31 protein-coding genes are annotated in these 25,378 nt (G+C 33.7%); 15 read left to right on the top strand and 16 right to left on the bottom strand.

Annotated features, from left to right (window positions below; translation table 11 throughout):
• Positions 1-6: 6 nt before the first annotated feature.
• From IX38_RS17560 to IX38_RS22680, 3 genes are all read right to left on the bottom strand, one after another.
• Positions 7-810, bottom strand: a complete 804-nt coding sequence (locus IX38_RS17560) for an SDR family oxidoreductase (RefSeq protein ID WP_034707175.1) — start codon at positions 808-810, stop codon at positions 7-9.
• A gap of 75 nt (positions 811-885) precedes the next feature.
• Entirely contained in the window at positions 886-2,544 is a 1,659-nt protein-coding gene (locus tag IX38_RS17555) for an FAD-binding dehydrogenase (protein ID WP_034707174.1), read from the bottom strand.
• A 215-nt stretch (positions 2,545-2,759) separates the two neighbouring features.
• A complete protein-coding gene (locus IX38_RS22680) occupies positions 2,760-2,927 on the bottom strand; it encodes a lmo0937 family membrane protein (protein ID WP_034707173.1) in 168 nt (55 codons plus the stop codon).
• 300 nt (positions 2,928-3,227) lie between these two features.
• On the opposite strand from IX38_RS22680, the gene IX38_RS17545 reads away from it, so the two are divergent.
• Complete coding sequence (locus tag IX38_RS17545) at positions 3,228-3,692, top strand: NUDIX hydrolase (protein WP_034707172.1); 465 nt, start codon at positions 3,228-3,230, stop codon at positions 3,690-3,692.
• Between the two features lie 4 nt (positions 3,693-3,696).
• Here IX38_RS17545 and IX38_RS17540 read toward each other — a convergent pair whose 3' ends face one another.
• Both IX38_RS17540 and IX38_RS17535 read right to left on the bottom strand, forming a co-directional pair.
• Positions 3,697-4,188, bottom strand: a complete 492-nt coding sequence (locus tag IX38_RS17540) for a hypothetical protein (protein WP_034707171.1) — start codon at positions 4,186-4,188, stop codon at positions 3,697-3,699.
• Between the two features lie 114 nt (positions 4,189-4,302).
• A complete protein-coding gene (locus tag IX38_RS17535) occupies positions 4,303-4,692 on the bottom strand; it encodes a Fur family transcriptional regulator (protein WP_034707170.1) in 390 nt (129 codons plus the stop codon).
• An 85-nt stretch (positions 4,693-4,777) separates the two neighbouring features.
• On the opposite strand from IX38_RS17535, the gene IX38_RS17530 reads away from it, so the two are divergent.
• Positions 4,778-5,116, top strand: coding sequence for a MerC domain-containing protein (locus IX38_RS17530; RefSeq protein ID WP_034707169.1), 339 nt, complete (start codon positions 4,778-4,780; stop codon positions 5,114-5,116).
• Here the strand turns inward: IX38_RS17530 and IX38_RS17525 are convergent.
• From IX38_RS17525 to IX38_RS17510, 4 genes are all read right to left on the bottom strand, one after another.
• On the bottom strand, positions 5,113-5,721 hold the full coding sequence (locus IX38_RS17525; RefSeq protein ID WP_034707168.1) for a DNA-3-methyladenine glycosylase: 609 nt from the start codon (positions 5,719-5,721) through the stop codon (positions 5,113-5,115). The genes IX38_RS17530 and IX38_RS17525 overlap by 4 nt on opposite strands.
• A 370-nt stretch (positions 5,722-6,091) precedes the next feature.
• Entirely contained in the window at positions 6,092-6,658 is a 567-nt protein-coding gene (locus IX38_RS17520) for a YciE/YciF ferroxidase family protein (protein ID WP_034707167.1), read from the bottom strand.
• Positions 6,659-6,753: 95 nt separating this feature from the next.
• Complete coding sequence (locus IX38_RS17515; protein ID WP_131368709.1) at positions 6,754-6,984, bottom strand: hypothetical protein; 231 nt, start codon at positions 6,982-6,984, stop codon at positions 6,754-6,756.
• A 10-nt stretch (positions 6,985-6,994) separates the two neighbouring features.
• Entirely contained in the window at positions 6,995-7,222 is a 228-nt protein-coding gene (locus IX38_RS17510; RefSeq protein ID WP_034707165.1) for a hypothetical protein, read from the bottom strand.
• Positions 7,223-7,396: 174 nt separating this feature from the next.
• Here IX38_RS17510 and xth point away from each other — a divergent pair, with 174 nt between their 5' ends.
• Positions 7,397-8,170: an exodeoxyribonuclease III gene (gene xth, locus IX38_RS17505; RefSeq protein ID WP_034707164.1), complete on the top strand. Its 774-nt coding sequence runs from the start codon at positions 7,397-7,399 to the stop codon at positions 8,168-8,170.
• A gap of 12 nt (positions 8,171-8,182) precedes the next feature.
• Here xth and IX38_RS17500 read toward each other — a convergent pair whose 3' ends face one another.
• From IX38_RS17500 to IX38_RS17490, 3 genes are all read right to left on the bottom strand, one after another.
• Complete coding sequence (locus IX38_RS17500) at positions 8,183-8,794, bottom strand: alpha-ketoglutarate-dependent dioxygenase AlkB family protein (protein WP_034707163.1); 612 nt, start codon at positions 8,792-8,794, stop codon at positions 8,183-8,185.
• A 19-nt stretch (positions 8,795-8,813) separates the two neighbouring features.
• Positions 8,814-9,596 carry an XRE family transcriptional regulator gene (locus IX38_RS17495; RefSeq protein ID WP_034707162.1) on the bottom strand — a complete coding sequence of 261 codons (783 nt, stop codon included), beginning with the start codon at positions 9,594-9,596 and terminating at the stop codon, positions 8,814-8,816.
• Between the two features lie 199 nt (positions 9,597-9,795).
• Entirely contained in the window at positions 9,796-10,872 is a 1,077-nt protein-coding gene (locus IX38_RS17490) for a lipocalin-like domain-containing protein (RefSeq protein WP_034707161.1), read from the bottom strand.
• A gap of 441 nt (positions 10,873-11,313) precedes the next feature.
• On the opposite strand from IX38_RS17490, the gene IX38_RS17485 reads away from it, so the two are divergent.
• The 3 genes from IX38_RS17485 (at position 11,314) to IX38_RS17475 (ending at position 14,266) form a co-directional block, all read left to right on the top strand.
• On the top strand, positions 11,314-11,874 hold the full coding sequence (locus tag IX38_RS17485) for a recombinase family protein (protein ID WP_034707159.1): 561 nt from the start codon (positions 11,314-11,316) through the stop codon (positions 11,872-11,874).
• Between the two features lie 4 nt (positions 11,875-11,878).
• Positions 11,879-12,775 (top strand): hypothetical protein, encoded by an 897-nt coding sequence (locus IX38_RS17480; RefSeq protein ID WP_034707157.1) that lies wholly within the window; start codon positions 11,879-11,881, stop codon positions 12,773-12,775.
• A gap of 144 nt (positions 12,776-12,919) precedes the next feature.
• Positions 12,920-14,266: a KAP family P-loop NTPase fold protein gene (locus IX38_RS17475; protein WP_051884851.1), complete on the top strand. Its 1,347-nt coding sequence runs from the start codon at positions 12,920-12,922 to the stop codon at positions 14,264-14,266.
• Between the two features lie 980 nt (positions 14,267-15,246).
• On the opposite strand, the gene IX38_RS17470 is transcribed toward IX38_RS17475, so the two are convergent.
• On the bottom strand, positions 15,247-15,699 hold the full coding sequence (locus IX38_RS17470) for a VOC family protein (RefSeq protein WP_051884849.1): 453 nt from the start codon (positions 15,697-15,699) through the stop codon (positions 15,247-15,249).
• A gap of 633 nt (positions 15,700-16,332) precedes the next feature.
• Between IX38_RS17470 and IX38_RS22775 the strand changes: the two genes are divergently transcribed.
• The 3 genes from IX38_RS22775 to IX38_RS17460 all read left to right on the top strand — a co-directional run bounded on the left by IX38_RS22775 (position 16,333) and on the right by IX38_RS17460 (position 18,163).
• On the top strand, positions 16,333-16,515 hold the full coding sequence (locus IX38_RS22775; RefSeq protein ID WP_131368708.1) for a hypothetical protein: 183 nt from the start codon (positions 16,333-16,335) through the stop codon (positions 16,513-16,515).
• A gap of 510 nt (positions 16,516-17,025) precedes the next feature.
• Positions 17,026-17,688 carry a hypothetical protein gene (locus IX38_RS17465; RefSeq protein WP_131368707.1) on the top strand — a complete coding sequence of 221 codons (663 nt, stop codon included), beginning with the start codon at positions 17,026-17,028 and terminating at the stop codon, positions 17,686-17,688.
• Between the two features lie 61 nt (positions 17,689-17,749).
• The gene (locus tag IX38_RS17460) at positions 17,750-18,163 is read left to right on the top strand and encodes a hypothetical protein (RefSeq protein ID WP_034707154.1); all 414 of its coding nucleotides are present in this window, start codon (positions 17,750-17,752) and stop codon (positions 18,161-18,163) included.
• Between the two features lie 98 nt (positions 18,164-18,261).
• Here the strand turns inward: IX38_RS17460 and IX38_RS23380 are convergent, their stop codons facing one another.
• From IX38_RS23380 to IX38_RS17450, 3 genes are all read right to left on the bottom strand, one after another.
• Positions 18,262-18,387, bottom strand: a complete 126-nt coding sequence (locus IX38_RS23380; protein ID WP_262483460.1) for a hypothetical protein — start codon at positions 18,385-18,387, stop codon at positions 18,262-18,264.
• A gap of 57 nt (positions 18,388-18,444) precedes the next feature.
• On the bottom strand, positions 18,445-19,134 hold the full coding sequence (locus IX38_RS17455; protein ID WP_034707153.1) for a hypothetical protein: 690 nt from the start codon (positions 19,132-19,134) through the stop codon (positions 18,445-18,447).
• Positions 19,135-19,256: 122 nt separating this feature from the next.
• A complete protein-coding gene (locus IX38_RS17450; protein ID WP_131368706.1) occupies positions 19,257-19,712 on the bottom strand; it encodes a hypothetical protein in 456 nt (151 codons plus the stop codon).
• Positions 19,713-20,095: 383 nt separating this feature from the next.
• On the opposite strand from IX38_RS17450, the gene IX38_RS23250 reads away from it, so the two are divergent.
• From IX38_RS23250 to IX38_RS17420, 6 genes are all read left to right on the top strand, one after another.
• Entirely contained in the window at positions 20,096-20,869 is a 774-nt protein-coding gene (locus IX38_RS23250; RefSeq protein WP_228377990.1) for a DUF6630 family protein, read from the top strand.
• Between the two features lie 8 nt (positions 20,870-20,877).
• Entirely contained in the window at positions 20,878-21,666 is a 789-nt protein-coding gene (locus IX38_RS22085) for a GLPGLI family protein (protein ID WP_051884846.1), read from the top strand.
• A 191-nt stretch (positions 21,667-21,857) separates the two neighbouring features.
• Positions 21,858-22,394 carry a hypothetical protein gene (locus IX38_RS17435; RefSeq protein WP_034707149.1) on the top strand — a complete coding sequence of 179 codons (537 nt, stop codon included), beginning with the start codon at positions 21,858-21,860 and terminating at the stop codon, positions 22,392-22,394.
• A gap of 210 nt (positions 22,395-22,604) precedes the next feature.
• The gene (locus tag IX38_RS17430) at positions 22,605-24,098 is read left to right on the top strand and encodes a serine hydrolase (protein ID WP_131368705.1); all 1,494 of its coding nucleotides are present in this window, start codon (positions 22,605-22,607) and stop codon (positions 24,096-24,098) included.
• Positions 24,099-24,352: 254 nt separating this feature from the next.
• Positions 24,353-24,916: a TetR/AcrR family transcriptional regulator gene (locus IX38_RS17425; protein WP_034707146.1), complete on the top strand. Its 564-nt coding sequence runs from the start codon at positions 24,353-24,355 to the stop codon at positions 24,914-24,916.
• Positions 24,917-24,957: 41 nt separating this feature from the next.
• The gene (locus IX38_RS17420; protein ID WP_034707144.1) at positions 24,958-25,368 is read left to right on the top strand and encodes a nuclear transport factor 2 family protein; all 411 of its coding nucleotides are present in this window, start codon (positions 24,958-24,960) and stop codon (positions 25,366-25,368) included.
• The last annotated feature ends 10 nt before the right edge of the window (positions 25,369-25,378 follow it).

Raw genomic sequence — 25,378 nt, 5'->3', positions numbered from 1 at the left:
CATAATTCACACTACTTTTGCTTTACGGACAATTTTGGCCAGCAGATTAGGGAAAAATCTCTGAAGGTAGGTTCCCAATACTTCCTGACCGCCTATGGAAGCCTGGTTTTTCTTTTTTCCTATGGCAGAAAGCATTTTTTTCGCGAAAACATCAGCGGGCATTCCTTTCATAGTGGCATCATCCATAGTTCCCTGTAAGGAACCGTTACCAGTCACTGCATTAATAGAAATATTGGTTTGCACAAATCCGGGGCAAATGATGGTCACTGTAATTTTCTTTGTATACAATTCGGCGCGCAGGGAATCAAAAAAGCCGTGAAGTGCATGTTTGGCAGCCGCATAACTGCTTCGCATCGGAGCTCCAAAAATCCCCATAAGGCTGGAAACTACAGCAATATGTCCGCATCCGTTCCTGATCATGTAGGGGAGCACGGATTTTGTAAGGGCTACGGTTCCAATAAAATCAATATCCATCAAACGTTTATCAACTTCTATATCTGTCTCTATGGCAAGGGAACGCTGGGAAAGTCCGGCATTATTGATCAGAATATCAATCTTTCCAAATTTTTCTATGGCTTCCGCCACAATATCCGGCATCTTTTTGTAATCTTCCAGATCTAAAGGAATCACAGTGAAACGATCTGCATCGAGCCCGACCTTTTGGGCAACCATATTCAGCTGATCTTTATGTCTTGATGAAAGGATAATTTTCGCATTACTCCTGACTGCCAATTCATTAACCAGGGCTTCCCCGATTCCCGATGAAGCCCCCGTGATCCAAACCACTTTATTATTAAAATAACTGTTCACTTTGTTTTTATTTACTGTTTAATTCCTGACTTAAAATTCATCATTCAGTTTTGAAGAATATTCAGCACTGGACTTTTAAAGTCCTGCAATGTATTTTCCGGCCTTCATTCCTGAAAAGATGCAACCTCCGAGAAATGTTCCTTCCAGCGCACGGTAGCCATGCATTCCGCCTCCGCCAAAGCCCGCTGCTTCTCCTGCTGCATATAGTCCATCAATCACAGTATCATCATCTCTCAGCACCTGTCCGTTAAGATTGGTTTTAATGCCACCCAGTGTTTTCCGGGTAAGAATATGGAGACGAACTGCGATGAGAGGCCCGTTCTTAGGATCTAAAATTTTATGTGGAGCGGCAACACGGCCGAGCTTGTCACCTAAATAATTTCTTGTATTCCGGATATAATTAATCTGTGTATCTTTTGAATACTTATTATCCAGTTCCCTGTCCCTGGCTTCTATCTGTGCCTTAATCTTTTCATAGTTCAAAAGGTGGGCGCCGGACAGCTCATTCATCCTTTCCACCAGATTTTGAAGATCATCTGAAACGATAAAATCTTTCCCGCGCTCTTTAAATGCCTCTACGGGACCCGGTGCTTTTTTACCAAAAATTCTTTTTAGAAAAAGTGAGTAATCTTTATTGGTAATATCCGGATTCTGTTCTGATCCGGAAAGGGCAAATTCTTTTTTAATTATTTTCTGGGTGAGGATAAACCACGAGTAAGAAAAACCCGTATCCTGAATATGCTTCAGGGTTCCCAGGGTATCAAATCCCGGAAGAAAAGGAGCGGGGAGACGGTTCCCTTTGGCATCAAACCATAGGGAAGAGGGGCCGGGCAGTATTCTGATGCCGTGTTTTGGCCATATCGAGTTCCAGTTCTGTATTCCTTCCGTATAATGCCACATCCTGTCAGGATTGATGATATGTGCTCCCGAATTTTCTGCTATACCTATCATTTTTCCATCTACATAGGCAGGCACGCCACAAATCATATTTTCCGGTGCCCGGCCCAATCTTTCGGGCCAGTTCCTGCGTACCAGTTCATGATTGGCTCCTATACCTCCTGATGCAATAATTATGTGAGAGGCATGGTATTCAAACTGTGAAATCACATTTCTATTGGTCTCAGCACCTCTTTCTTTGTCATCATTTTCAAGAATATCACCTTTAAGGCCTTTGGTTTTTCCATTTTTCATAATAAGTTCAGTCACTCTGTGCCTGAATTTCATCTGTAAAAGGCCTTTTTCTTTAGCCTGATAAGCTTTATCTACAAAGGGTTTCACAATTCCTGTCCCGGTTCCCCAACTTACATGGAAACGGGGTACAGAATTTCCGTGACCTGTTGCTGAGCCATCTCCGCGTTCTGCCCATCCTACCATGAACATAAACCTGATGCCGAGTTTAGAAACATAAGCATGTTTTTCATAAGCTGCAAATTTCAAATAGGCTTCCGCCCACTTTCGGGGCCAGTAATCTTCCGGGCGGTCAAATCCAGCTGTCCCTTTCCAGTCCTGAAGGGCAAGCTCATAGGAATCTTTGATTCCCATTCTCCGCTGCTGGGGCGAATTGATGAAAAACAGTCCTCCAAATGACCAGAATGCCTGTCCGCCTATATTCTGTTCGGTTTCCTGATCGAGGAGAAGCACTTTTTTTCCGGCATTGGTAATTTCCATAGCAGCCGTGAGCCCTGCCAGTCCTGTTCCCACAATAATAACATCAGGCTGGAATTTTTCTTCCATTGTATGATTTGCTTTTGTTTGTACTTATTTCATATTCTACAATAAATATATAAAATATTTACGCTCAGACCAGCCAAAATATTTCACATGGAAACTTTACAAAAAACTGCTGCTCAATATTTCTTCATTTAACTCAGTTATTAACACAAAAAAACAGGTCAGAAACGAATTTCTAACCTGTTTTTATCCTGATATTCAGCAATGTTTTTTAATTATCAGAGAGGTTTTTTACCTGAAATGATATTATAAAGTATTACAATAACGGCAATTACCAAAAGAACATGTACCAGGTAACCGGTACTCATTCCCGGTACTACACCTAACATTCCCAGAAGCCAAACTACAATACAAATGACCGCTACTAACCATAATAAATTTCTCATGACTTTAAATTTTTTAATGTTATTATGTTTTATTTAATACATATTCCATGCCTTTATGAATAAAAATTGTCATTAGTGTTGAAAATGTGGTATCTATAATATCTTTCTGATAAAAACAAAGCCAATAACCGCAGTGTACGGTAAATTCTTAAAACATTTATGAATAAAGGATTACGGGCCTACAACCTGAAAAATTTGGATACAATCTGAGTTATTCATTTTTTCCGTTTAAGATTATCTTTTATGCTAAGGAGAATAGCAGTTACCTTTTATTATTTAAAAATATCTTATCTTAAAGCTATGAAAACAAGTGCAGGCATTTTGCTGTTTAAAAGAGAAAACAACAGCTCATATTACTTTCTGGTTCATCCGGGCGGTCCGTTTTGGAAAAATAAAGATGCAGGGGCATGGTCTATTCCAAAAGGGGAGGTTATGCCTGATGAGGATCCGTTGAAACGGGCATTAACTGAGTTTAAAGAAGAAACCGGCCAAACGGTGCGGGGAAAGTTTACTGCTCTGCAGCCTGTTAAACAGAAAGGCGGAAAAACTGTTTATGCATGGGCTTTGGAGAGTGATATTGAATTGTCCGGACTTTACAGCAATACATTACTGATGGAATGGCCTCCGAAATCTTCTAAAATGATCGAAATTCCCGAAGTAGATCAATGGGAATGGTTTGAATCTGAAGAAGCTCAAAAAAGGATCAATCCTGCACAGGCTGCTTTTATCACGGAACTGGAAAAAATACTGGATGAAACGGAATAAGCTTTTATTTTTTAATACCAATAGACTTTAACGCATGGGCCGTCAGAAATATATCATCAAAAACAGTAAGCGCTTCAATATCTGAAAAAGCGGGTGACATGAAATCATTTTTATTAAAAGAAAGCTCGACAGCCTGGTCATAGGAAGCTACAATCCTTACCACAGAATATCCATTGTAAGCAATGGTAAAGCCTTCAAACAGACAGTTGTATTCTGCGTTCTGATAATCGGTGTATTCTTCAAACCCGGCATTATCATTTCTTGTTACGGCATTATGGTTAAGTGATTTCCAGGAGGCATAATTTTTGGGTTCTTTCAGTATATTTCCTTGTGGATCTACAGGAACAAACATTCCAAGGTTCAAAGGTTTTCTTAAAAAATTGGCATAGTTTTTCAGCAGAGTGAGTGTCTGAAGATCGGCATATCCTTCGTTAGAGTAATATTCAATAACAAAATCTGTCATCGGAATCAGCTTGTGGGAAGCTTCAGTAGGCATAATGAGTGTTTTCTTTTCTAAAAATAAAAATAGTACTTTTATTTGCTTTACCCAACATTAATCTGCTTCAGGTATCGGAAAGCAAACGGGAGATTATAACTGTAGTCTAAAATTCTATATTTTGGAACATTTCGGGCATATTCCGCTCACTATAAAATTATATTCCTGCGCTGTAAAACCTGGAGGCAGGCTGATATCGGGAACTACATTTTCAATGCAGGTTACCGAGTGGCATTGTTTACAATTAAAATGAACATGATTGTGGAAATGCTTTTCAGTACTGCATTTACCGCTGCATTTTGCAAAATTTACAACTCCATCAATATTTACAACTTTATGAATAAGCCCTTCGTTTTCAAGTCTTTCCAGCACTCTGTAAATGGTAACTCTATTGCAGAGATCACCCAGTTTTTTCTGAATATCCGGTTGAGATAAAGCTATATCTGAATGATTGATGACATTTAAAATTTCAGTTTTAGCATGGGTATTTCTGATCTTTTTCATTCTTTAACGCAACAAAGTTGCTTTAATTAATTTTTATCTATATTTTTGCAACAAAGTTACAATAAGAAATTTAATCCCCATCTTTATGAAATCTAAAATTCTTGATGCAGTAGGAATTTCTGCAGCAGTCCTGTGCCTTATCCATTGTATTGCCTTTCCCATGCTAATGATCATTCCTTTGGGAATATCACATAATCCTTATATTGATATTGCTTTTCTTATTATAGGAGCTGCAGTAGTTTACAGAGTTACAAAAAATATGGAACTCAGCTGGCTTAAACTGCTGTTTTGTAATTCCATTATTCTTATCACTGTTTCTGTTCTGGCTGATCTGATCTTCGAAATTCATCTTCCTCTGATCTATATAGGAGCCGCGGGATTAATTGCCGGCCATATCATTAATTTTAAGAATCATAAACACTAAGATCTGGGCTTGCTTACATACCGGTTTCCTTTAACATAAAAACGCCATGGCAGCAATGCATCTTCCCGGGCATAATCCACGCCAATCCGTGGTCCTGCTATGATCTCGTCGGGAGAATATTTAATATCCCGGTCCTCAATCCATATTTCATTTTCGGTTAAATCTTTGTTATTGAAAGAACGGTCAATACCTAAAGCCTTAGCCGCCGATCCCGGTCCTGATGAAATAGCAGCTTTTGAAGCCGGCATATTTCTTCTTAACTCCATAGTCTCCGTCCCAATTAACGGTTCTATGGCCCTTACCAATACTGCATGGGGTTCACCTTCGACAGAGGTTACGACATTAAAAAGATGATGGATTCCATAGCACAGATACACATAGGAAACTCCGCCCGGACTGTATAATGTTTCGGTACGTCCGGTACGCCGGCCTCCATAGGCATGGGAAGCTTTATCTATAACCCCGAAATAAGCTTCGGTCTCTACAATGATACCTGCTGTAATCCGGCCGTCTATTTCTGTGAAAAGTATTTTTCCCAAAAGGTCTTTAGCCAGAAAAATAACATCCTGATTAAGGTAATAAGAGGGTGGCAGCTTTGAATTCATTTATTGATAAGTGTTGAACAAAGTTAGCCATCTGATTTTTATTATCAAATTTGTTTAAACTTTTTTGTTGGAAATCGCAAAGGCGCAAAGTTTTAACTGTATGGATTTTTTCAGGCGCAAGAAAATCAAAGATTTTCAGCAAAAACTCTGTAATAAAAAGTTAGAAATTTTATCTCAGATAAAATCTTTGCGCCTTAAAACGTCTTTTATAATCTAATTTGCGCCTTTGCGATTGGCCAACTATGTAAAATAAAAGTTTGAACAGATTTATCAAAAAAATTAGCTGAATCCAGATAAAGAAATGATTGAAACTAATATAACAAAAAAGAGACCTCTTGATAGGTCTCTTTGCATCATCTATTGATTGAGTTTATTTTGCTTTACTGTTGATGGCGGTGTCTGCTATTTTAGTTAACAACTCATCGCATTTTTTTTCTTCGTTAAGAGTGGCCAGAATATTTTTCAGGCAGTCTTTTTCTTTCAGAACTTTAGCATAAGCGGCCAATGAGCCATAGGTAGCTATTTCATAATGCTCCACTTTCTGTGCAGCGGCAATTATGCCTGCATCTCTTACGGCTCCCACTTCTGTTTCTTCCATGATACTTTTACCTTCGTCCAATAATCCCTGCATGGCATCACATTTTTTAGCCTGTGCTTTTTTTCCTAGTGCAGCAAAACATTCTTCGAGCCTTTTTACATGGATTTCGGTTTCATTAAGGTGCTGTTCAATAGCTGTTTTCAGATTTTTGTCAGTAGCATTTTTATGCATTTTAGGAAGGGCTTTTACAAGAGCTTTTTCTGCCCAGTAAATATCCTTCAGTGAATCTTCAAACAAATCTTTCAGTTGTTTTGCCGCATTTTTTTTAGCTGGAGTTTTTGCGGTTTTTTTTACCGGAGTTTTCGACGTTGCTTTTTTTGCGGTTTTTTTAGTTTCCATATAATATAATTTTAGTGTGTTATTTTTTTAGTCTGAAAATGTGCAATTGTAGCACCAGTTTACAATTAGGGTCTATTTGCGATAGGGAAGAGGCTTTACTCTTCCGGTTCTTTCCTGAAGCTTACCACCTCATATTCATCATTTGAGCAGTACTTTTTACAGCTGCTGTCGTTAAAATCATCAGGTTTTTTTGAAAAATCCTCTATGTATTTCGCACTTTCTCCGGTATCGGCAGGCGTAATTATGATATGATAATCACGGAGTACGGATTGATCAGCTTTTTTCAGGGCTTCTTTTTTATATTCTAACGCTTCACTGTATTTCATAAGATATTTTTTATTTTTCAAAAATAAGTCTGCCATCGAAAGGTTCGCTCCATTTTATAAAAATTTGGTCATTCAGTCTGGTGATCATGGCCTGAACGGTTTCAAATTCGCCATTTTCATTTTTCCTTTCAATGGTTAGATTGGATCCCTGGCCAATTTCTTTACTTTTAAATTCTAACTGATACTGGTTTTCAGTATTCAATACAAATTCTTCTTTTGTAAAATATTTATTTAACATGATATAATGTTTTATTGTTAAGCTAATGAATAAATTATGCCAATATAAATCCGGATTTTATTTTAATTTTAAAATACATCCCACACTTTCACAATACCATATTGTCATTCAATATGATGGAATAATTATTGCCGGATGAAAATAATTACACTATCCTTAAAACCTTCCTGAAATATGAAAATAGCAACATATAATGTAAACGGAATCAATGGCCGGTTGCCGGTTTTGCTGCAATGGCTGAAAGAAGCCCAGCCGGATATTGTCTGCCTCCAGGAATTGAAAGCTCCCAACGAACGTTTTCCTGTAAAGGAAATCAATGCCGCAGGATATGAGGCTATATGGAACGGACAGAAAAGCTGGAATGGGGTAGCCATCCTTGCAAAAGGCCTGAAGATTACGGAAGTTCAGAGAATTCTACCCGGAGATCCGGAAGATGTGCAGAGCCGTTATATTGAAGCTATTATTGATCAAATGGTTATATGCTGCCTGTATCTTCCGAACGGCAACCCTTATCCGGGCCCAAAATTTGACTATAAACTGGACTGGATCAAACGTTTTAAAAGACGGACCAATCAGCTTATTAAAATGGAGCTGCCTGCAATACTTATCGGTGATTTCAATATTATTCCCGAGCCTGAGGATGTTTACAAGCCTGAACGCTGGGAAAATGATGCCTTATTCAGAACTGAAGTCCGGAAAGCTTATAAAGACCTTTTAAATAAAGGCTGGCTTGATTCCATACGTACATTATTCCCTGATGATACTGTTTATACTTTCTGGGATTATCTGTATAAGGCATACGACAGTAATGCGGGAATAAGGCTGGATCATATTCTTTTAAGTCCCTATCTTCATTCAGCCTTACAATCCGGAGGCGTCGACAAGCACGTCCGCGGGTGGACAAAAAGCAGTGATCATGCACCGGTATGGATTCAACTGGAAAAGTAAAATACTCTTCAACTATGTTTCATGAATGAGCCGGAAGGTAAGATTGATGCGTGGTTTCATGGGTTTCACAGACCTGGCAATGCGGTGTTCCCAATTGACCTGAAGATCTCCTTTCATCAGCAGCAGCGATCCGTGCTGAAGCGGCAAACTGTATTTATTCCGGTGGTCATCTGCTTTCCGGAAATCGAAATTTCTTACCTGACCAAGGCTTACAGAAGCTATTACAGGACGGCTTCCCAATTCGTTTTCTTTGTCACGGTGCCATGCAACAGAATCATTTCCGTCACGGTATAAATTCAACAGTACGGAATTAAACTTATGACCAGATGATGTTTCTATCTTCTGTTTTAAAGATAATAATCCGGGAAGCCAGGGATTGACATTAAATGTGTTCCCTCCTAACTGATAGGTTGTGTTTTTCTCTCCATACCATGCTGTAAGACGCGGTGTAAGAACCATTTTATCATACATTTTCCTAGTGCTCTGCTTCCACGGGACAGTATGAAGAAGAAACTGCTCAAGTTCAGAGGCTTCATCTTCCGGCAGAAAATGTTCTGTATACTCAAGCAATTCTTCCGGAAACCGGAGAAATTCTTCTGAATTAAACAGGCTTAACTGGTCCATGTATTAATTTTTATTAGCTTTAAGATTTACGGCGTCCTGATACTTTTTTATCCAGCTGCCTGATATCCTGTTTCAGCTCGCGGAACATTTCTTTAAAATTATAATTATCATAGTCACCGGGCTCGAAATCTTCAGGAAAAATTCCCGATGCATACCGCCAGATCTCTACAATTTCTTCCACCGGAATATCATAAGGCTCATAGAATGAATTATCTGCACTTACGCAAACTGCATTTCCTTTTCTTTCTTTAAAACGTTTGTAGGTAATCCCGTCATTCAAAGTAATAAAAACATAGGTTTTCCCCGGTTTCAGCTCATCAATTCCCTCAACATATTTCCCTACGATATATGAACCGTTTCTGAATGGAGGCATAGAATCTCCGTCTGCCGGAAAAGCTCTATATTTGCCGTTGGTAAGGAATGGAAGGGCAATTCTCTGCAGGCTTTCGATGTAGCCGATATCACTGTAACCTTCAAGGTAACCCATGGATGCTTTCTGTGGAATAATTTCAATGGTATCGTTTCCGAGATCATCTACCGCTACCGGAAGGACAATTCTGTTGTCGGGAAGCTTAAGCATTTCTTCTAAAGGATATTTGCAGATATCTACAGAAACCAGAAGATCGATGCTGACGTGAAAGTATCTGGATATTTTTATAAGCAGCTCAATAGGAGGTTCAGATATTCCGTTTTCATATTTGGAATACCGTACACGGGAAATTGTAAGTTCACTGGCTACGGATTGCTGGGAGAGACCTCTTTTATCTCTCAAAAAGCGAATGTTATTTGAAAAAACTGACATTGATACAAAATATATCAACAAAAGTACAAATTCTGATTAAAAACACATCATTTTGTAAGGTTAAAATGTAAGTTTAATCAGAACCTGTTTAAATTTTATTTAATAAAATTGATGATGCAGAAATAATTACTAAAGAAATATATTTCTCTCGCAGATTTGGCAGATTTTTATAACTGAAGTAAATCTGCCAAAACTTATTTTATCCAAGATTCTGTTCTATCCATGAGGTTCCCTGAGAGATGACGATTTGTTTTTTTTCTGTCAGATCAAAGAGAAATTGGGCTGTGGCAACGCCTTCATAAACATCAGCTCCGGGATCTCTAAAAACCTGGTCAGGATATGAACTCTCTACCATAAAGCTTAAATGTTTATAATCTTCAAATTCAATTTTGAAACGTAAAAAATAAGTCACTCCTTTTTTGCTTACGAATGTAGGCCCCAGTGGAGTAGTAACGGTATTGACAAAAATGCTTTCACCGTCTACCAGTAAGGTAGCATTTGAAGGGATAGGGACGTTTTCCTGCGGAATAACACCAAACTTTGTATAGTTGGACAAATGTAACCCGTTGTCCAGCTGAATATCCTGTAATAACCAGATTACCTTACCAGTCGATCCATTAGGAAATGCACCATACTCATGGTCCATCCAGGTTAATCCCGTAACCTTGATTTCTTCAGTTCCAATTCTGATTGTTCCGGCAGCCTGTAAATGGGTCAGGGAGTAATAATAATTGTTTCTTGTAATCGGGCTTTTACCAGCCGGATCCACAAGATTGCAGCCATTACCCCAAACGAGTAGAGGAGAACCCTGCTGAAAAAAATTAAGATCAATCTGGCAGTCGGTTTTTGTGGAGGTTTCAGGATCATTATCCGTAAAAGTTGCCTGTACATGCATATGAAGCGGGTTGCCATCAATTGCAGTCATTGATACAGCACCGTCCGAATTATCCTCTCCCAATTTAACGAACCATTGTTCGGTGGTATCATATTCAGCCCAATCAGCAGGAAGGGGATTGAATACTGTTACATTTTGATAATTATGCTGGTTTTCTACATCAGTAATCTCTATTTGCGTAAAAGCATAGGAATATGGAGCGTTTTTAGTAGCCTGCATTCCGGTTGCATTTATTTCAAATCCGAACGTGCGGCCATCTTCGGAATGGAGAGTGCCTATATGCCACCACCATTCTGTAGGTGCACCTGTATGGCCAAACTGGTCAGCAGGTAATGTAATTGCGGGTATTGCATTCTCTTGGTTTTCTTGATTTGTAGACATATTAGTTTTTTTAGTTTGATTATCCAGAATAGTTCCATGGATAACAATTCAAAGCAACACATAATAAAATAGGAAAACTACAGTACTAATAACCAATAATAAGTTTAGGTAAAAATACGATTTTCAAAATCTCAAGAATGGAATACCAAAAACATTTTTCCACTAAACAAATTTCATTTCTGTTCATTTTTGTCAAAAAAATTCTGTGAAAATAATCATCTAAAAAATGCTACCAAGCTTAAATAAATAAAATCTAAAATAATATAGCAGCTTTTTTATTTCTGTAGCTTTCAACACAAATAAAAAGTATTAGAATTCGGTCGGTTATCTGTACACGTTTAGATTTTTAAAACCAAGACTTTTTTATTCTATTACATGTGCATTTTCGTTGTACACAAATTCAAATTACATTATATTTGTTTTAAATGAGTAAAGTGTACTATGTTAATTGGATATGCAAGAGTAAGCAAGTTTGAGCAAAATTTAGATTTACAAACTGATGCTTTAAAGAATATCGGGATTGAAAAAATTTTTGTTGACAAGATTAGCGGTGTAAAATCGGAAAAGCCACAGCTTAACGAATTATTGAAATTTATCAGAAAAGGAGATACTTTAATCGTTTGGAGATTAGATCGGCTCGGGAGATCTACAGTTGGGTTAATTCAGTTTGTAACACAGCTTAATGAAAAAGGAATACATTTTAAATCTATTTCAGAGAATATAGATACAAGTTCTGCAAGCGGAAAATTAATATTCCAGATTTTTTGTGTTTTGGCTGAACACGAAAGAAATGTTTTAATAGAAAGGACTAGTGCAGGTCTAAAGTCTGCAAGAGCTCGAGGGAAAAAGGGAGGCAGGCCAAAAGGAATGACTGAAAAATATAGAAAAATTGCCCCTTTAGTAAAGACATCCTACGAAAGTAAGAATGTTCCTATTGAAGAAATTATGAAAGCTTTTAATATTGGAAGTAAAGCGACATTTTATAAAATAATTAAATCTTAGTACAATGAAATTTTCCCGCATATTATGGATTATTGGAAGTCTAATTTCACTGATTGCAATAGTAATGCCTGTAATATTCTATGTTATAAATTTTCATGAAAACGATCGCTCAACAGATCCTGCAGATTGGGGAGTTTTTGGAGATTATTTGGGAGGTATTTTAAACCCTATTATTTCATTCTTGACATTAATAATAACAGTCATCATTGCTGTAAATATTAGTGGCTTAGAAAAAAGAAATCATGATGAATCTGTACATAATCCTATCAAACCATTTTTCATAATAAATAATTTAGATTTTTTTTCTGCTGATGTAAGTAGGTTTTCTTTTAAAATAGGTCAGAACTTTTATAGTTACAGTCCGCCGATACATCATGCTACTCCTTATGAGTATATTAATAAAGTTTTTTTTCTTCAAGTCGAAAATAAAGGATTAGGTCTTGCAACTGAACTTCAGGTGACATTTAAAGTTGATCTTACTCAATTAAAACAATTATTGGAATTTAATAATCCAGAATTAAAAATTACAGTTAGTGATATTCTTATACGACCCGATGGCAGGGAATTCATAAACGTAAATTTGCGTCATGCAACATTGAAAAGTTCTTTTTTAATTTTTGAATCTGAAACGATAGGGATGGGTGTTGTTGATAAAGGTGAAAAAACTGAACTTCGTGTACCATCATTGCTTATGAAAGCTTTTGAAATTCACAATTATCTTCAAGAATTTAGTCTAAGAGCAGATTTTCCATTACTTTCTTTAATATTTCAATATAAAAACATAAATGGGAAATTGCTAAATTCTCATTTTGAAGTTGCTTTGTTACATCTTCAGGATCAAACAAATTATTCTGTATACAGAGTAGTTAATCGACAACTACAAAATAACAATGAAGTTTGATACTTTTAAAATTCATAGTGTTTTATTAGTCAAATAATAAATTAGTCCTAAAAAACGATAAATGCTATTAAAAACCCTGAGCAAATTAAAGAATATATTGCAAAAAATCACAATTTATAAAATAATTAAATCTTAAAAACCAATATGGAAATTAGAAACTATGATGTAGAAATTGATTCTCAAAAGCCATTTAAAAATTGTGTATTAAGTAGAGAAAAATATGCTGAAATACTTAGTAACTTTATTGATAAATATAATAATAATTTAGTATTAGCAATCAATAATCCTTGGGGGACAGGCAAAACTACATTTATAAAAATGTGGCAAAAAAGCATGCAACTTAAAGGTTACAAAACAGCTTTTTTTAACGCTTGGGAAAATGATTTTAATAATGATTCATTAACTGCAATTATTGGTGAATTAAGTTTACTTAAAAGTGAACAAAAAATTGAGCTAAAAAAGGTAGTTAAAATAGCGAGTAAGCTATCATCCGAATTGATTCCGTTACTTATCAAAGGATTTGCAGAACAAAAATTTGGAAAGGATTTCATTGAATATGTCGATGCTGCTGTAAAGGGTGGAGGAAAAGTTTTGGAGCAATATGTTGAAGATTATACAGAGAAAAAACAATCATTAATTGAATTCAAAATTGAATTAGAAAAAGCAATTTCTTTAGTCTCACCTGATAAACCAGTGATATTTTTCATTGATGAACTAGATAGGTGCAGACCAAATTATTCAGTGGAGATATTGGAAAAAATTAAACATTTTTTTAATGTTAAAAACATAATATTTGTATTAGCAATTGATAGAGTTCAATTATGTCATTCCATTTGTGGTGTTTACAATTCGGAAAAAATCAATTCTGATGAATATTTAAAAAGATTTATAGATATTGAGTACACAATACCAGAGCCGAAATCTGACTTATACATCAGCTATCTTTCACAAAAATTTGACATAAACAATTTTTTTGTCTCTAATAGATCTGAAGAACTTAGCGATTTTCAAAGATTCAGCAAAGTAATATTTGGTAAAAGTTCATTAAGAACAATTGAAAAAATGATGGGTGTTTTGGCGATTTCTCTAATTTCAAATCAATCAAGATTTATTCACTTTCCTTTACTTCTGATATTAATTTATTTGAAGATTGAGAGAAAAGATTATTATTACAATTTTTATGATAAAAATTATACTTTTAACCAAGTACCAGATATACTAGACGATCTGTATAAGATATTTCCCAAACCTTTGTTTAGTGCTATAGAAGCGCAATTTGTGATTGCGTATGCAAATTATCAAGGTTCTGATGTATTAGATAAAATGGTGATAGACATGGGAAATGTTAAATATACTAGCAAAAATTATTCAAGTGATGTTATTAACACTCTCCAATCTTATTCGAGGGAAATTAGAAATGACACAATTTCGTTAAACCTAATGGATTATTTTAACCGAATTAACATTACTGAAGAATTTGAGATTTTTTAAGGATGTAAAAATCCAGAAAACGATACTATGGCAGAAAAACTTTTATACTCAGCTGATGAAGTCGAAACTATCTTGAAAAAGGGCTATTGAAGCTACTTCGAAAGGTATTTTTGAATTTATAAATAATGAGATTGTAATTGTAGATAAATTGCACAAAATGGAAATTCCCGGAGCTATTTTAGAGACTAATTATACTTCTCAAAAGAAAGCTTCGGAATATATAGATCAAGAACTAGTAAAAGTTGGAATTATCTATAATAAGCAATATTAAAATCTCAAAATACGATCCTTCTTAAATAAAATAAAAGGCTCTTCAGTGTGTTTAAGTTTAGAGGGCCTAACTAGCACAGGATAACGCACGAAGAAGTCTGTCAATATTTCACTGAAAAAAAACAAAAGGCTTCTGTATTTGCCATTCGTAGTAGAGATTTTCTTGCTCATCAAGCAATCATCAATCAAAACAAGCTTAACTGACATATGCTGGTCATAGGCTTACTTTGGAACCGCTGCCGGTGCACCATCAAGTTATAGCTATAACTGGTCATATTATGCCACTGTTTTGCTAAATATTTAGAGAGTTTTAGACCGGTTCCCTGAGGGATGGCTTCCGGAGCCGCTGCTAGTGTCCCGTTAGGATATAGCTGCAGCTGGCCAAATCATGCCCCTGATACTCCTTACAGGGACTCACTTAGCTCATTATGTGTCTTTAATCTTAATTAATGAAAAATTAAAGTCGCAAAATGTCTTTAATTCAATATATTTTTCAGGCAGCTCTGCTGACTTTTTGAGTTTCTCGGCTACAAGATATTTCAGGAATTCAGGCATAGAATGTTTTATAATAAAATGCCTATTCTTAAACCATTTTATTGGAATTATAGCTCGAAATCTCTCGCATAATCATGCGATTTAAACTGGATGATGACTGAAGAATTTAAACCAAAAAGCGTTCGGTGTCAATATCCACGCTTGCTAAATCAATATCAACTCCAGTTTAGGAGTTCTATTATATTTCCGTCAGGATCCGAGATATAAATAAACTTAAACACACCCATATTATCAAAATGATGTTCGCTTAGCTCTCCAATCTTCGATGCTCCATTCGATAATGCTAATGCTAAAAGTCCGGCAATGTCCTCTACCTGGAATGCAATATGTCCAAATCCTTTTTGATTAGCTATGTGTCTTTCAGCATTTATCATTTTTGAATACTGATATATCTCAAGTGTTGGTCCATTATCGCCATAGCCAGGTAAACGTAATTGCATCCCTTGTAAATGAGCATTTACAACACCGGTGCCTTTGTCAAGCCACTCTCCTTGATAGGTTCGTATAGGTGGAACTGGTATGCAATTAAATACGATTTCATAGAACTTTGCAAGTTTCTTCCAATCCTTCGTTATAATGTTGGTATGAGCGTACTTTATTTTTATCATGAAAATTTGACTATATTGTTCGAAACGTTATTAATGCTAACACTTTTTCAATTTATTATTTCCTGGTGAATAAAATCTTTTGTTCTTTAAGCTATACAAAAGTATAATTTTGTTTTCGAATCTCTGCAATATATATTTAAAACAGTTTGGAGTTTATTTTCGCAATAACAAAATTATATATCTTACCATGCATACCAGAAAAATTATCCAGCTGATATTGCATCATTATATTGAATAAATGAAATATATATGCTGTTTATTCTACTTGTAATTATTTTATGACGTTTTTATGACGTGCTGGCTCTTATATTAGATAGATCTTATAAGCTGCAAATTAGCCAGTCTTGAAAAAATCATATTGTAAACATTAGGTTTCATCAAAACGATCAAAATAAATTTTTATATTAGTGGCATAAATTACTTTACGAAAGTTGTATAAATCAAATTGACGCAATGCGTAAATTTGAAAGTTAGCAGTATTTTTATAGAACCGAATGTGAAAGAAAATTGCATGAAAAAGTACCTTATCTTAATAATACTTACTTTGACAGTCTTGACAATTTTAATTTGTCAGATTGAAAGAAAAGAGGTTATAAATTCAAACAACTCAAAGAAGAAATAATTAAAGAAGCTGTGAATAAGTTAAATCCAAAAGATTCACTTTTTATAGTTACTACAAGAAGCTTTGGAGTTTGTGGAAATGATGAACGCTATGATGGATTTACAACACCAATTGAGAAGTTTTCGGAAATAAAATTTATATTAGAAAATCCTTATTTCGTTGACGGGAGCAAAGATTTTAAAGAAAACTACTGATAAATAACAAAACTATAATTACAGGTGGAGCTCTTGACAATAGGTTTTCTTCAAATACTTTAAATTTTACGTATGATGAAGTGAAAAATGACAAACAAGTGTATGACATTCAATTCACTACAGCAAATAAAGACACGGTTTACGTTTCCATATTCGATTATTTTAACAGCGAAAACAAGAATATTAAATTTAAAATGGTACAAAATAATTCAAAATGGAATATTGAAACAGCTGAATAAAAACTACTGTCAACAAGGGTTTTGCAATAGTGGGGCGAAACTGCAAAGTTCAACAGTAGTTCTTCTATTCAACTTTGTACTTTGATTGCACTAACATCGCAAAGTCACAAAGCGTTATAATATTGTAAGATTAAGTCTCAAAAAATGATTGCTTAATTTAGCGCATATCACTACGAATTTGGATGGATATGCGCTATTGTATAACGGATATAAATTAGTTTCGTCATTTTAAATGAACGTGTACAAAAACGAAAGAACTAAAAACCTAATAATGAAAAAAACTTCTATATTTATTATTCTTTTTATCTCAATACAGTATTTATCTGCACAAAAAATTGCTGATTTTTTCTTTATAATTCCAGCTGAATATTTAGACGATTTAAGCTATATTGAACGAAAACACTTAGTTTCAAATGGCTCATTGACCAATGATGATATGTACTATTCTTTGAATATTGATAAGAAAAATGGATATTTAAGATTAGAGCAATCATATACAGAAGGACAATCTGGTTATCAAATATTTGAAATCACATATTGGAATATTAAAAACAAAAAATTAATTGCTATTTCTTCTATTGCCGGAAGCAATGGTGGCTTTTCTCAAAATAATTTCAAATTTTTTGAGTATAGAAATAAAATACTTACAGAAGTGAAAACAGGATATTTAAAAAGTTACACAAATAATTTTGATGTATTTATGAATAATCTTGTTGGTGAATTCTGTAAAACGTCTGTTAGTCAAAGTACAAAAGAGGAATTGGTAACATCACAGTTTACAATTGAATTGCCAAAGACCGGGAAAAATATTAATATATCATTTAAAGATAATTATATGTCAGCACCTGATTATTTTGAAAAAAACTATTCAAAGTTTATAAAATTTAAAGAAAAAATATATGTCTGGAATATTACAAAAGAACAATTTGAATAAATAATGAACGCACAACAATGGTTTTTAGCAAATCAATGTTTAGAAAATTTAAAAGAATAAAATGATTTATATTGATAAAACCATATTTCCACATTGCTTTGTTGAAGAAAAAAAATTTGAATGGGATGAGCCGTACATTCAGACATTCCCAATCTTCGATTTAGTAATTAATCCGGAACTATCTGATATTGAATTCACCATTGAGATACTTGGAAAAAATAATTTTAAGAGTAACTTAAAGAAATTGTATAATATTTTAATTAACAGAGAAGAAAGTTTTCGCTTACCTAATTTTAATGAAGTTATTTTAAATCGAGAATTCCTTATCGATAAAATTTTAGACTTCAGTAATGAGAGTATTAATAAAGTTGCGCCATGGGAAACTGAATTTTATATTATTGGTGAAGAATTTTATTTGGAAATGATTGAAGATGACTTGAAAAGATTATTAATATTTGACCGGAATATATATTAGATAGTCTCAAAAAACGATGTTTTAAGTAAGATATCATTTTATTTTATTCATAATCAATTATTATGTGTGGATATTCAGATAAGTAGAAATCCTCTGTTTTAGGTGTATTCCTTTTTATAGACAGGAATTACAAACTCATAGAGTGCCACAGACTTTTCCTTAGTAGCCTTTCTGTCATCAGAATTTGCATTCAGTGCTTTGATATCGTTGAGGGACTTTTCCATATACAGGGAAGAGTCTTTATTATAAAATAATGCTCAGCTTTCCGTTGCGGTTGCCCCCTAATATGTAAGGACATACTCTACGGTATTGGTCGTCAAATCCTTGAGATGATATGAATGGTTTGTTTGTTTTTCCAATAAATACGTCCTTTCAGAATTATTAATATTTGTTTCCATGTAAAATTCTAACTTATTCCAGCTTTTATAGTAATATGGGTTGGATGAATAGATTGTGTAAGAAAACTTGTTTTTATCGTAGACGCATCTTACTTCATTTCCACCATTAGTACATTTTACACTTACTTCTTTATTTGAGTGTACATCTTTAATTATTGACAACCTTGTAAACTCAATATATGTTTTTGTAAGTGTTTTTTTTGTGTCAAAAATATCATCTTTACTGATATTTTGATTTCGAATATAGGTACTGCTTTTTTTTTTCGTTTTATATGAAATGGTATTTTCATTAATGTAGGTATAAAAAGCTAAACCATCTGTATATATATCTTTTGTAATTTTTTTTATTGATTTGAATTTAGGTTTCACGGAAGGCTCCACCTGATAAAAGTTAGCCACTTTATTTTTTGAAATTTCAAAAAACATCGGTTGCATAATTCCGGAGTTTTTTGATTCTAATGAACCATCTAAAATTGAATTTCTAAGCTCTTCGTTTAACCAGACACCATCTATATGCTGCGGAAAGAAAAAACCGGACCATAAACAACAAAATAACACACTTGTTTTTCTCATATTCTTATATTTATTTAATTTCCTGAACAAAATTAACTTTGTCCTGAACATTTGACTTTCAATCCGCCTAATGCTTTTATTGGGTTTAAAAATTTGGTATCCTGTTGACAAGAAGTAATCATTTATTCAAGAACTACTCTCAAAATATTATTGCGGGAATCCTGAATCGGTTTACCATTGATCCGGGCAGTAGAAACACGACAGATTTCGATCTCCTTATGATTCCTACCGTCAATCGCCGTTTCTCTCAGATTCCTAAAATCATAGATCTTATACCCTTTTCCCTTATAATCAATTGTTATGGTATCCTTAAGCTGTAGACTTTCATCGATAAAATAATTGATATGGCCGGTTCCAGTTTCTTTATTTTTAGGCAGTACCTCTTTATTTCCAAGTCTGAAAGTAACACTGTTTTCCTGCAGGCCTTTAGAATAGAGATCAATCCAGAATCCTTTTTTGCCTGCCACAAAAACTTCACAAGGATCATCTTCGTCATTTTTTACCACTGTCTTTTTACAGGAAAATAAAAGCATTAAAATGATCAGAGATGCTATTCTATTCAACTTTAATATAACCATGATACTTATTTATGAAATGTTCCATTGGGATAGCCTTTCTCAGAAAAGTTCTATTGCCATCCAAAAATAAACTGTGAAATCTAAGGTATAAAATATTTCGGCTTCTATGTTGATATTTTTGTTTTTGGAAATAATCAGGGACCATAGGGTGAAAATGTGAAGTTGGTCTGGTAATAACAGGATATAAAAATCTCACAAAACGATCTGAAAAGAAAATGCCCGAACCGCTAACAAGCGTTTGGCGAGGTTGCGAATTTTGTAGTAAATTCACGTCTATTTCTCGCAAGAAATTTTATCTTTAACAGAAAATAATTAGTTCCGAAGTTCGCAGCCTCGCCAAGCGCCGGAACGTTAGCGGTAATGCAAAAACACATGAAAAACCTATGTGGACAGAAAAAGAATTTTATAAAATAAAAAAGAGAGAAAAGATATTTTATACCTTTCTAATACTTGTATGGACAACTGCAATTGTACTCGAATTTACAATAAATTTCAATAATAAATATTGGATTATTTTAGTAGCTGGAACCGTTATTTATCTATATCTAAAAGACATTTTCACAGGATTGAAATGGTCTGAAAAACTGGTAAAACCTAAAATACCAAAAGAACCATCACCTATTTTTGGGTTGACAGAAAATGAATATGAAAAATATGTTGAAGAAAATTATCCTTTAATTTCTGAACAAGAAAAAATCGGTTACATTTCACTTGTCAAACTCTGCTTAAGACCAAATAGGCAAAATGATTTAAGCTCATTTTTTGATCATCTAAGGGACTATTCAAAAGATGAAGATTATATGACAACACTTAATTATGTTATGGAATATTCTGACAAACAGAACTTATTTTTCATAATGGTTCTTGATTGGAAACAAGATATTGAGACTTTGCAATGGAGATTGTCAAATTCCTTAAGCAATAATTTTGATTTAGCTATTGAATTGCCAAATCCAAAAAACTACGAACAAACAGCATCAGTTGCATTCGATAATATTTTTGAAGATTATGACAAACCATTACGAAATAACGGACTTCAAATGGGATTTATCGATACACAATCGGATGAATATGTGATTTTTGTACATAAAATAGACGATAAAGAAAAGGTTGAAAGTGCAGTTGAAAAAATTGGATACAAATACCACGAAAAATAGCACTACAAATGAAATTTATTATATTTTTTCTTGGAATTTCTACATTTTGCTTCTCGCAAAAAATAAGTTTTATTTACGAAACAAAATACAAACTGAATTCAGAAAAACCAAATGATGTTAATTCCGAGAATATGATTTTGGATTTAAAAAATAATATTTCAATTTTTAGAGATTCACTAGACAAAAAATCAGATTCAATAAAGTTGAATAATGGAAACGGAAGGTTGAAAATGGGGGTTGAAAACCAATTCTATGTCAAAAAGAATTTAACTCAAAAAAGAATTGAAAAAGTAATAACTTATTTGGGAACAGATTATCTTCTTCCAGTTGAGGAAATATTAAATTGGAATATTACTTCGGAACAAAAAATAATTGGAAAATATAAATCTCAAAAAGCAGAAACAAATTATGGAGGAAGAAACTGGATTGCTTGGTTTACTACAGAATTACCTTTTGCAGATGGTCCATATATTTTCAGTGGTTTACCTGGATTGATTATTTCTATTCAAGATTTAAACAATGAATATTCATTTAATTTGATAGAAGTCAAGAAAGGCGGGAATATTTTTGACGCACGAAAAAAAACAGTAAAAATTGATTGGAAAAAATATGAAACACTTGCAAAATCATATTTTAATGATCCATTTGATATACAGTCAAGAGGTTGGAAGAGAGCTACATTTACCGATCCGAAAGGTAATACAGTGGATATTTCTGTAAAAAATAAAGAAATACAGAATAGTATTTTGCAAGAAAATAATCCTATTGAATTAAATCACAAAATAAACTACAAATAAAATTTCTGCTAACTACGTTTAGTTTTCCTGAACATTTTATTCTTCGAAACCCGCACTTCTCCAATACTTTTTCCGTTTATAGATGAAATTATATCTTTACGAAAGTTATATAAATCAGATTGACGCAAGGCGTAAATTTGAAAGTTAGCTGCAATTTTAAATCCCGAAATTCTAAAGAAATATTGTTTAAAATGAAAAAACTAATTATTCTATTATCGCTTTTTAGCATAACCATATCCTGCCAAACAACACGCAAATCTATTTTTTATAAATTGAGTGATTTTAATATCGTTGCAGGAAATCAATTCATTAAAAAAATAGAATCTTTGAGTTCAATTCAAAAAATATCAATTGTTGACACAAATAAAGAGAAAAATCAATTTAGAGTTAATGATGTAAATATTTTTAATGACACTTTACAGACAAACCAACCAAATAATTATAGTTATTCAAAATATGCTGTAGAAATAAGCGTTAACAAAGAAAAATTAAATGAAGTATTAAATGATTTTAAGCAAATAAAAGTAAGTGAGTTTATTAGAAAAAAAGACTTTTATCTTTTTCCTGTAGAGAAATATGCTTTAGCAAAACAAAACGGATATTTATATACTCAAAATATTAAATTGAAAGTAAATGACACATTATTCGTTGAAGAAGTTTATGGAGAAAAAATAATATTGAAAAAAAGTGTTGATAAGAATTGGTTTGAATACGAGAGTGAAAAATAAAAACTACTGCCAACAAGGGGTTTGCGTCAGGCGGGCTGAAGTACAAAATTCAACGGTAGTTTTTCAATTGAACTTTAGTAATAATACCGGCTTTTGTGCTTCGATTGCCCGCCCGAACGCAAAGCCCCAACCCCCAAACCGTTAGCTGCAATATCAAAAAAACATCGTGTAATAAAATACGGAACTAAATTGTCTCCATTAAAAAAGAAAATGAAAAAAATAATTTGCGTTTTAACATTAATGTCATTTAATTTTTCTTTTGCACAAAATGCTAATGAAAATCTAAAAGAAATTGACACTGAAATTGAAAAAATAATGACAGATTACAAAGCTGTTGGAATTTCTGTGGCAATCGTTAAAGATGGAAAAATAATTTATACAAAAGGTTATGGATTTAGAGATTTAGAAAATAAACTTCTCGTAACACCCAACACGATTTTTGGCATAGGCAGTAACACAAAATCGTTTACTGCAGCACTCATAGGAATTTTAGAAAAGGAAGGGAAGTTAAAAATTGATGAAAAGCCTTCTAAATACATTCCGCATTTAGAATTCTCAACCGATAAAATGAATAACACCGTTACCATCGAAGATTTGCTCGACCATAGAAGTGGTTTGGGAAGTTTGGATGGTTCCTATATTTTGTTTCCTGCAAAAAACAGGTTCGATTTGATGGACAGACTTCCTTACTTAAAGCAAAATGCTGAACCAAAAAATAGCTGGAGATACAGCAACTTCGGCTATATTATGTTGGGAGCCATTGCCGAACAGGTATCGCAAAAAAGCTGGGATGATTTAATAAAAGAAAAATTGTTGACACCTCTAAAAATGGATAACAGCAATACTTCGATTGGCGAAATGGTAAAACAAAAAGATTTCTCTTATCCTTACGGAATGTATAAAGGGAAAGCTCAAAAATTGCTATTTCAAATACCCAATAACGACAAGCCTGGAGCCGCAATTAATAGTTCTGCAAACGATATGGCAAATTGGCTAAGATTATGGTTAAATTATGGAAATTTTGAAGGAAAAGATATTTTGACCAAAGATTTCGCCAAAAATGCAATGAGTGAAAAAGCGATTATTGATGGAAATCCACCTATGAAACCCGACCAAAATAATTTTCTTTTCGGATATGGATACGGATGGAATACCCAAATATTCAAAGGTCATTATAGAGTAGCTCACGAGGGTGGAGTTTCTGGATTTTCCTCCAAAATGGTTCTTTTCCCTGCCGAAAAATTTGGGATTGTAGTTTTAACCAATCAACAAAACACCGATTTACCTTCTACAATTTCTAGTATGATTTCAATTCGAATGTTGGGTTTAGACGAAAACAAACCTTATCAATATGAAAAAGAAATTTATGACATTTATAAGCCAACACCAGTAAAATCGATTAACGAGCAATTTAAACCCACACATAGTTTAGACGATTATTGTGGAGAATATACCAATAAAGGCTATGGGACAATCGAAATAACAAAAGAGAATAATAACCTTTATATTACTTTCCCTGCCTTTAAATTTGTTTTGGAACATCAGAAATTTGATAATTTTATCTCAAAGCCAATCAACGAAATTCCTCAGCAAATGAATCCTGAATTTGATTTCAAATTCAATCTCGACTATAATAATGGCGAAATAAAAGAGCTTGTTATGGATATACAAGGTGGTGTTGTTTTCAAAAAAGATAAAAATTAGAAACTACGGCTAACAATGGCTTTGCAATAGTGGGGAGAAACTGCAAAGTTCAACGGTATTTCTTCGATTGGACTTTTGTACAAAATTGAAGATTTGTGCTTCGATTGCCCCACCATCGCAAACCCGCAGAACGTTATAGATGAAATTTATTTTTAAGAAAGAAGAAAAATAAAGTGCCAATGGGTTTGTGTAGAAATAAAAAAAATATTTTAACGAACGTTAGGTAATAAATAATTTTTGCTTATATTTGCACTATGAGACCACAGAAAATTTTAGATACAGATATGATAGCCGGACTTACCAAGGTTTTTAGAGATAAAGGGTATGAGGGAGCGAGTTTAAATGATTTAGCAGAAGTAACCGGATTAAAAAAAGCAAGTCTATATCATCGATTTCCAAATGGAAAACAAGAGATGGCAGAATGTGTATTGAACAATATAGATCAGTGGGTTGATGATCATATTTTTTTTCCTCTAATGGACAAAAATAAACCAACAAAACTGAGATTAAAAGATGCTCTAAAAAATATTGAAATTCTTTATGATAGCGGAAAAGAAACGTGTGTTTTGAGAGCATTTTCCATGCATAGCGGATTATCGTTATTTGAGCAACAGATAAAATCTGGTATGGATAAATGGATTTCCGCTTTTACTGCGTTGGGTATTGCCTTAAAATTAACTTCCACAGAATCTCAACAAAACGCTATTCAGACCTTAATAGAATTGCAAGGCAGTCTCATTGTAACAAAAGGATTAGCTGATACCAGTATTTTTAAAAACACTTTAAAAAATATTGAAAAGCGATACTCAATAGAGTAAAAAAAATTTGAACTAATAAATTAACGAACGTTCGGTAAATTATGATACAATTACATCCGCTACCACCTTTTAACGAAGAAACAGCGATACAAAAAATTCAAAAGGCAGAAGATGCCTGGAACAGCAAAGACCCAATTCGAATTTCAAAAGCATATACACTTGATACAGAATGGCGTAATCGAAATCAATTCATTAACGGAAGAAAAGAAGTACAGGATTTTCTTGCTAACAAATGGAAAAATGAATTGGATTATAAACTTAAAAAACAGCTTTGGACATTTAATGACAATCGTATTGCTGTAAGATTTGAGTACGAATATCAGGATAAAAATGGTCAATGGTATAGAGCTTACGGAAACGAAAATTGGGAATTTGATGAAAATGGATTCATGAAAAAAAGGTTCGCAAGCATCAATGACTTAAAAATTGAAGAAACAGAAAGAAGGTTATAAGCCATCAGAA

The organism is Chryseobacterium luteum, from assembly GCF_000737785.1.
GTDB lineage: Bacteria > Bacteroidota > Bacteroidia > Flavobacteriales > Weeksellaceae > Chryseobacterium > Chryseobacterium luteum.
The sequence above is the reverse complement of the archived record's forward strand: the minus strand, read 5'-3'. Positions and strand labels throughout refer to the sequence as shown.

Coding starts and splice junctions, on each gene's coding strand:
- IX38_RS17555 (WP_034707174.1), bottom strand. CDS start 2,544: ATGGAAGAAAAATTCCAGCCTGATGTTATTATTGTGGGAACAGGACTG.
- IX38_RS22680 (WP_034707173.1), bottom strand. CDS start 2,927: ATGAGAAATTTATTATGGTTAGTAGCGGTCATTTGTATTGTAGTTTGG.
- IX38_RS17545 (WP_034707172.1), top strand. CDS start 3,228: ATGAAAACAAGTGCAGGCATTTTGCTGTTTAAAAGAGAAAACAACAGC.
- IX38_RS17540 (WP_034707171.1), bottom strand. CDS start 4,188: ATGCCTACTGAAGCTTCCCACAAGCTGATTCCGATGACAGATTTTGTT.
- IX38_RS17535 (WP_034707170.1), bottom strand. CDS start 4,692: ATGAAAAAGATCAGAAATACCCATGCTAAAACTGAAATTTTAAATGTC.
- IX38_RS17530 (WP_034707169.1), top strand. CDS start 4,778: ATGAAATCTAAAATTCTTGATGCAGTAGGAATTTCTGCAGCAGTCCTG.
- IX38_RS17525 (WP_034707168.1), bottom strand. CDS start 5,721: ATGAATTCAAAGCTGCCACCCTCTTATTACCTTAATCAGGATGTTATT.
- IX38_RS17520 (WP_034707167.1), bottom strand. CDS start 6,658: ATGGAAACTAAAAAAACCGCAAAAAAAGCAACGTCGAAAACTCCGGTA.
- IX38_RS17515 (WP_131368709.1), bottom strand. CDS start 6,984: ATGAAATACAGTGAAGCGTTAGAATATAAAAAAGAAGCCCTGAAAAAA.
- IX38_RS17510 (WP_034707165.1), bottom strand. CDS start 7,222: ATGTTAAATAAATATTTTACAAAAGAAGAATTTGTATTGAATACTGAA.
- xth (WP_034707164.1), top strand. CDS start 7,397: ATGAAAATAGCAACATATAATGTAAACGGAATCAATGGCCGGTTGCCG.
- IX38_RS17500 (WP_034707163.1), bottom strand. CDS start 8,794: ATGGACCAGTTAAGCCTGTTTAATTCAGAAGAATTTCTCCGGTTTCCG.
- IX38_RS17495 (WP_034707162.1), bottom strand. CDS start 9,596: ATGTCAGTTTTTTCAAATAACATTCGCTTTTTGAGAGATAAAAGAGGT.
- IX38_RS17490 (WP_034707161.1), bottom strand. CDS start 10,872: ATGTCTACAAATCAAGAAAACCAAGAGAATGCAATACCCGCAATTACA.
- IX38_RS17485 (WP_034707159.1), top strand. CDS start 11,314: ATGTTAATTGGATATGCAAGAGTAAGCAAGTTTGAGCAAAATTTAGAT.
- IX38_RS17480 (WP_034707157.1), top strand. CDS start 11,879: ATGAAATTTTCCCGCATATTATGGATTATTGGAAGTCTAATTTCACTG.
- IX38_RS17475 (WP_051884851.1), top strand. CDS start 12,920: ATGGAAATTAGAAACTATGATGTAGAAATTGATTCTCAAAAGCCATTT.
- IX38_RS17470 (WP_051884849.1), bottom strand. CDS start 15,699: ATGATAAAAATAAAGTACGCTCATACCAACATTATAACGAAGGATTGG.
- IX38_RS17465 (WP_131368707.1), top strand. CDS start 17,026: ATGAAAAAAACTTCTATATTTATTATTCTTTTTATCTCAATACAGTAT.
- IX38_RS17460 (WP_034707154.1), top strand. CDS start 17,750: ATGATTTATATTGATAAAACCATATTTCCACATTGCTTTGTTGAAGAA.
- IX38_RS23380 (WP_262483460.1), bottom strand. CDS start 18,387: ATGGAAAAGTCCCTCAACGATATCAAAGCACTGAATGCAAATTCTGAT.
- IX38_RS17455 (WP_034707153.1), bottom strand. CDS start 19,134: ATGAGAAAAACAAGTGTGTTATTTTGTTGTTTATGGTCCGGTTTTTTC.
- IX38_RS17450 (WP_131368706.1), bottom strand. CDS start 19,712: ATGGTTATATTAAAGTTGAATAGAATAGCATCTCTGATCATTTTAATG.
- IX38_RS23250 (WP_228377990.1), top strand. CDS start 20,096: ATGTGGACAGAAAAAGAATTTTATAAAATAAAAAAGAGAGAAAAGATA.
- IX38_RS22085 (WP_051884846.1), top strand. CDS start 20,878: ATGAAATTTATTATATTTTTTCTTGGAATTTCTACATTTTGCTTCTCG.
- IX38_RS17435 (WP_034707149.1), top strand. CDS start 21,858: ATGAAAAAACTAATTATTCTATTATCGCTTTTTAGCATAACCATATCC.
- IX38_RS17430 (WP_131368705.1), top strand. CDS start 22,605: ATGAAAAAAATAATTTGCGTTTTAACATTAATGTCATTTAATTTTTCT.
- IX38_RS17425 (WP_034707146.1), top strand. CDS start 24,353: ATGAGACCACAGAAAATTTTAGATACAGATATGATAGCCGGACTTACC.
- IX38_RS17420 (WP_034707144.1), top strand. CDS start 24,958: ATGATACAATTACATCCGCTACCACCTTTTAACGAAGAAACAGCGATA.